The organism is Segeticoccus rhizosphaerae, assembly GCF_009192725.1.
Taxonomy (GTDB): Bacteria; Actinomycetota; Actinomycetes; order Actinomycetales; family Dermatophilaceae; genus Segeticoccus; species Segeticoccus rhizosphaerae.
This window is the reverse complement of record NZ_VOHR01000331.1, coordinates 1-3,982: the sequence shown is the minus strand read 5'-3', so window position 1 is coordinate 3,982 and position 3,982 is coordinate 1. Positions and strand designations below refer to the sequence as shown.

At 68.6% G+C, this 3,982-nt stretch carries 8 protein-coding genes; 4 read left to right on the top strand and 4 right to left on the bottom strand.

What is annotated here, in order from left to right; translation table 11 throughout:
• On the bottom strand, nucleotides 1-348 hold a 348-nt coding region (locus tag FRW57_RS18425; protein WP_152186701.1), incomplete at its 3' end, for a hypothetical protein.
• A 146-nt stretch (nucleotides 349-494) separates the two neighbouring features.
• Between FRW57_RS18425 and FRW57_RS18420 the strand changes: the two genes are divergently transcribed.
• The 4 genes from FRW57_RS18420 to FRW57_RS18405 are packed head-to-tail and all read left to right on the top strand — an operon-like array spanning nucleotide 495 to nucleotide 2,501.
• Nucleotides 495-926 (top strand): Hsp20/alpha crystallin family protein, encoded by a 432-nt coding sequence (locus tag FRW57_RS18420; protein ID WP_137121237.1) that lies wholly within the window; start codon nucleotides 495-497, stop codon nucleotides 924-926.
• 30 nt (nucleotides 927-956) lie between these two features.
• Nucleotides 957-1,319, top strand: coding sequence for a hypothetical protein (locus FRW57_RS18415; RefSeq protein WP_137121219.1), 363 nt, complete (start codon nucleotides 957-959; stop codon nucleotides 1,317-1,319).
• 4 nt (nucleotides 1,320-1,323) lie between these two features.
• On the top strand, nucleotides 1,324-1,578 hold the full coding sequence (locus FRW57_RS18410) for a hypothetical protein (protein WP_152186700.1): 255 nt from the start codon (nucleotides 1,324-1,326) through the stop codon (nucleotides 1,576-1,578).
• Nucleotides 1,575-2,501, top strand: a complete 927-nt coding sequence (locus FRW57_RS18405; RefSeq protein WP_137121220.1) for a DnaJ C-terminal domain-containing protein — start codon at nucleotides 1,575-1,577, stop codon at nucleotides 2,499-2,501. Before FRW57_RS18410 ends, FRW57_RS18405 begins: the two co-directional genes overlap by 4 nt.
• Before the next feature lie 62 nt (nucleotides 2,502-2,563).
• Here FRW57_RS18405 and FRW57_RS25105 read toward each other — a convergent pair whose 3' ends face one another.
• From FRW57_RS25105 to FRW57_RS18395, 3 genes are all read right to left on the bottom strand, one after another.
• On the bottom strand, nucleotides 2,564-3,118 hold the full coding sequence (locus tag FRW57_RS25105) for a glycosyl-4,4'-diaponeurosporenoate acyltransferase CrtO family protein (protein WP_420853266.1): 555 nt from the start codon (nucleotides 3,116-3,118) through the stop codon (nucleotides 2,564-2,566).
• Between the two features lie 7 nt (nucleotides 3,119-3,125).
• Nucleotides 3,126-3,626 carry a hypothetical protein gene (locus FRW57_RS18400; RefSeq protein WP_152186699.1) on the bottom strand — a complete coding sequence of 167 codons (501 nt, stop codon included), beginning with the start codon at nucleotides 3,624-3,626 and terminating at the stop codon, nucleotides 3,126-3,128.
• A 72-nt stretch (nucleotides 3,627-3,698) separates the two neighbouring features.
• A partial coding sequence (locus tag FRW57_RS18395; RefSeq protein WP_152186698.1) for an integrase core domain-containing protein occupies nucleotides 3,699-3,982 on the bottom strand: 284 nt, incomplete at its 5' end.

Below are 3,982 nucleotides of genomic sequence, written 5' to 3'. Positions count from 1 at the left end.
TGGCGGCATCATCCGTACTGTGCGTGGTGTCGTGGCCGTGGTTGCGGCGCGCTCGGCGGCCTTGTCCGGCCCCGGCCGGGTGCCCAAGTCCCCGGGGTCGGTGAATGTGACTGCGGGACTGGCCCGGCGGGCGGTCAGTTCCACCGCCACGTGCGCCCGCCCACAGTCCGGGCACAGCACCGCTCCGGGTGCGGTCGGGTCGGGACAGGGCACCCCGTCGTGGAAGTAGTAGTCCCGGGCATGGCCGTGCCCGTCGGTCACGTGCTGCACGTCGAAGTCGTCCGACCAGCTGCGGCCACAGCCGCAGGTGAAGGCCAGCCGCTCCACCGACACTTCTGTGAGGACCATGTCAGCCACCTGTTTCCTTCGTCGGCTCTTCTTCCTTGGGCTCTTGCCTGAGTATCCCACACGTGCTATAAGAAATCTATGTGAGCCACGACAGGAAACCAGGTGGCTTGAGAGGCTCTTGGAAGGAGTGTTCACCAATGGCACAGATGTTGATGCGCACCGACCCGTTCCGCGAGCTGGACCGGCTCACTCGACAGATGTTCAACGGCAACGGCTCGCTGGCCCACCCGGCGGCGATGCCGATGGACGCCTGGCGTGAAGGAGACAGGTTCGTGGTCGAGTTCGATCTGCCCGGGGTGGATCCGGGCGCGATCGATTTGGACGTCGAGCGCAACGTGGTCACCGTCAAGGCGGAGCGCCCCGCCCGGGAGGACGCCGGGGAGATGATCGCCGCCGAACGAGCCCGCGGCACCTTCAGCCGCCAGCTGGTACTCGGCGACAACCTGGACACCGAGCACATCGAGGCCGGCTACGACGCTGGCGTGCTCACCCTGAGGATCCCGGTGGCCGAGCAGGCCAAGCCCCGCAAGATCCAGATCAGCAGCGGGCAGGGGGGCGCCCAGGCGATCAACACCTGACCGGCCACGAGCAACAAGAGGTGGTCTCCCATGATGGCCACGACCGAAGGCGCCGGTGTCCGCGTCGAGGACGCCGCCGAGCAAGCCGTCGCTGAGCAGTTCTGGGCCCTGGTGGCCGCCGATGAGGAGCTGCTGAACGCGCAGTTCGAGGCGATCATCGCCGCTGAATGGCCCAGCCCACCGCAGCGGGCGGCCGGTCAGGGCATCGGCCAGCAGCCGCCGGGCGAGCCGGGGCACGCGCCCACGCATTCCGTGCGTCCGCCCGGCTGCCCGGCCCGCCCCGGCATCGATGGCTGGTCCCGACAACGCTCACCGCCCGCGACCGACAGGCAACCCGGTGGACCGGTGGGCTGCACCGGTGGCACCACTGCACCGCCCCCTACAAGCAGATGAGGAGGTGATCAGGTCAGCGCCGCTCACCGAGTACCCGGGCGGCCGCTGGTTCCGCGCGCAACGGCTCTTCTTCGTCGCCCAACCACGTCAGGTGGCGACACGCACTCACGGCGAACTCGTGTTACCCGGCGCGCCCTACCAGCGGTTCCACGCCCCACCCGGCGGGGTCGTGCCCCTCGAAACGGTGGGGCACGACCCACCGCTGTCCACCGGCACGCTGCCGGGCTCGGTGTGCGCAGCCGACACAGCACGCCGATGACCACAGTGGATCCGCGATTGGACCTGTACCGGCTGCTGGAGGTGGACCCGGCCGCCACCACCGCGCAGATCGCGCGGGCCTACCGGCGTCTGGCCCGACGCTGGCACCCCGACGTGGCCGCCTCCCCCGGCGCCGCCGAACACTTCGCCCAGATCACCGTCGCCTACCGGGTCCTGTCCGACCCGGCCAGCCGCGCCCGCTACGACGCCACCCGCCCCACCAAACCGACACCTCCCTCCCGGCCGACCCGGGCCACCGGCGGCACCTGGCGCCCCCCGTGGACAGGACGCAGCACCCGCCCCGACCCCGCCGCGTTCTGGCTGGGTGGCCCCAGCTTTGCCCACGCCTCCACACTCAACCCCGAACCGACCGGTCAACACACCGACTCCGGCATCGACGCCGAAGTGGAGATCAGCCTGGAGGAGGCCTACCGCGGCACCCGCCGCACCCTGACGGTGACCGGGCCACACGGCACTGTCACCATGCCGGTCACCATCCCACCCGGCGTCCTCACCGGCCAGCGGCTGCACGTGCCGGTCAACCACCTCCCCGGCGGGCACGACGGGCAGCCGGTGGTGCTGCAGGTGCGGCTCACCGAGGACACGCGCTACCGCGTCGAGGGCCGCAACGTGCACGTGGACCTGCCGCTGGCTCCCTGGGAAGCCGCCCTCGGCGGAACCGTCACCCTCCAGGCGCCCGCAGGGCAGCTCCAGCTCCAGATACCGACCGGCACCTCCTCCGGAACCGTGCTCACCATCTCCGCCGGCGGGCTACCCAACCCCGACGGTCCCGCAGGGGACCTGCACGCCCATGTGGCCATCGCCGTCCCCTCTCCGCTCAGCCCCACCGAACGACGACTGTTCACCCAGCTTGCCCACACCTCCACGTTCCGCCCCCGCATGAAGCAGGAGCCCCAGCCATGACCGCGCCCTCCGGAGAAACACACGCACCCGCCGCGAGACACACCCCGCGGCGGCACCCGGCCCTAGCAATTCGCGTCGCCTCCCCCGGCGCCCGGCTCAATCCCACCTGACAAGCCTGAGCTGCGACGAACCACTCCCGACCCAGCGCCCCCTGGTCGGCGATCTGTGAACGCTTGGCAGCGGAACCTGTTGTATCGCTGAATGGCGATGAAGGGGAGATTCACCATGATCCCGTAACTGATCAACAGGACGGTCGCGAGCGGTCGGTTCCAGAGCGCGAACAGGGGACCACACGTCAGCGCCCACCAGTGGGCAAGTTCTGCACGACGGGTTTCGCGGATGAAAAGCGTCACCCCGTCGCCGGTTGGTGCCGGGAGTTGCGACTTGCTGATTCCACCGTGGAAGAGGTTGCCCGCCTCTGGCACTCGGCCTTTCCAGGAGTTAATGCGCAAGCGGCGCCGGTACCACCGACCAGAATCCTCAAATCCTCGGGGCCGAAGCAGCCACCCATCGTGGTCCAGGTGCCGGTCTGTGAGGCGATGGGCGGCGTAACCGGTAGCAGTGTGGCAGGCCCCCCACGCCAAGATGTCGACGGCGACGGTGACGCGCACTGGCATGATGAACTCAAGCATCGGTGCCTTCCCACTGTTGTTTCCGGCGGGGCAAGCGGATGCTGCGGCCGCGCCAACGCACTGCCCCCCGTCCGTAGGTGAGGTACGCCGACCGCGTGAACAGCAGTGCGAACGCCAGCAACGGTATGGGGAACATCGCCCATGTCCACCACCGGTACGAACCGATCCGTCGGAGGATGTTCCGAAACTGCAGCGCCAGGCCGACCCATGCGACAGCCCACAGGAACCACGGACCGGTGAGGAGCCATCGTCCTCCGGTGACGAGGGAGAGGATCGTCAGCAGCCCGCCGACGCCTGTAGCGAAGTGGCAACAGACCCACGCGGCGGCACCGGCAGCGGCCCGTCGATCTGCCCGCTCGGCGCCCGAGGCGATGTTCTTCGTCCAACCTTCCATCAGTTGGCGGAAGCCGTTCGGATACATCCGCATCCGGAGCGACGTCCCCCCGATGAAGCATCGCACCGAGAGGCCGGCACGCGCGTAGACGGTGGCCAACTGCACATCGTCGAGTATGGCGTCCCGTACCACCGTAGGGCCTTGCCCCCAATTCGTAGACACAGGGGTGGATTACGCTGCCGCCGGAAGTGTAGCGGCGTGTGCTGCCTCGTAGTCAATCGGTGAACGGTAGCCGCACCAGGAGTGCCTCCGGCGGGTGTTGTAGCGGGTGAGCCAGCCGAAGAGTTGGCGACGGCAGGTGACCTCGTCGGGCCAGCTGTTGGCGTCTTGCAGTATCTCTCGTTTGACGGTGGCGTTGAACGATTCCGCGAGGCTGTTGTCGGCACTGGTCCCGACCGCGCCCATGGACTGTTTGACGCCCAGGTGAGAGCATAGGGCAGCGAAATCCTTTGAGG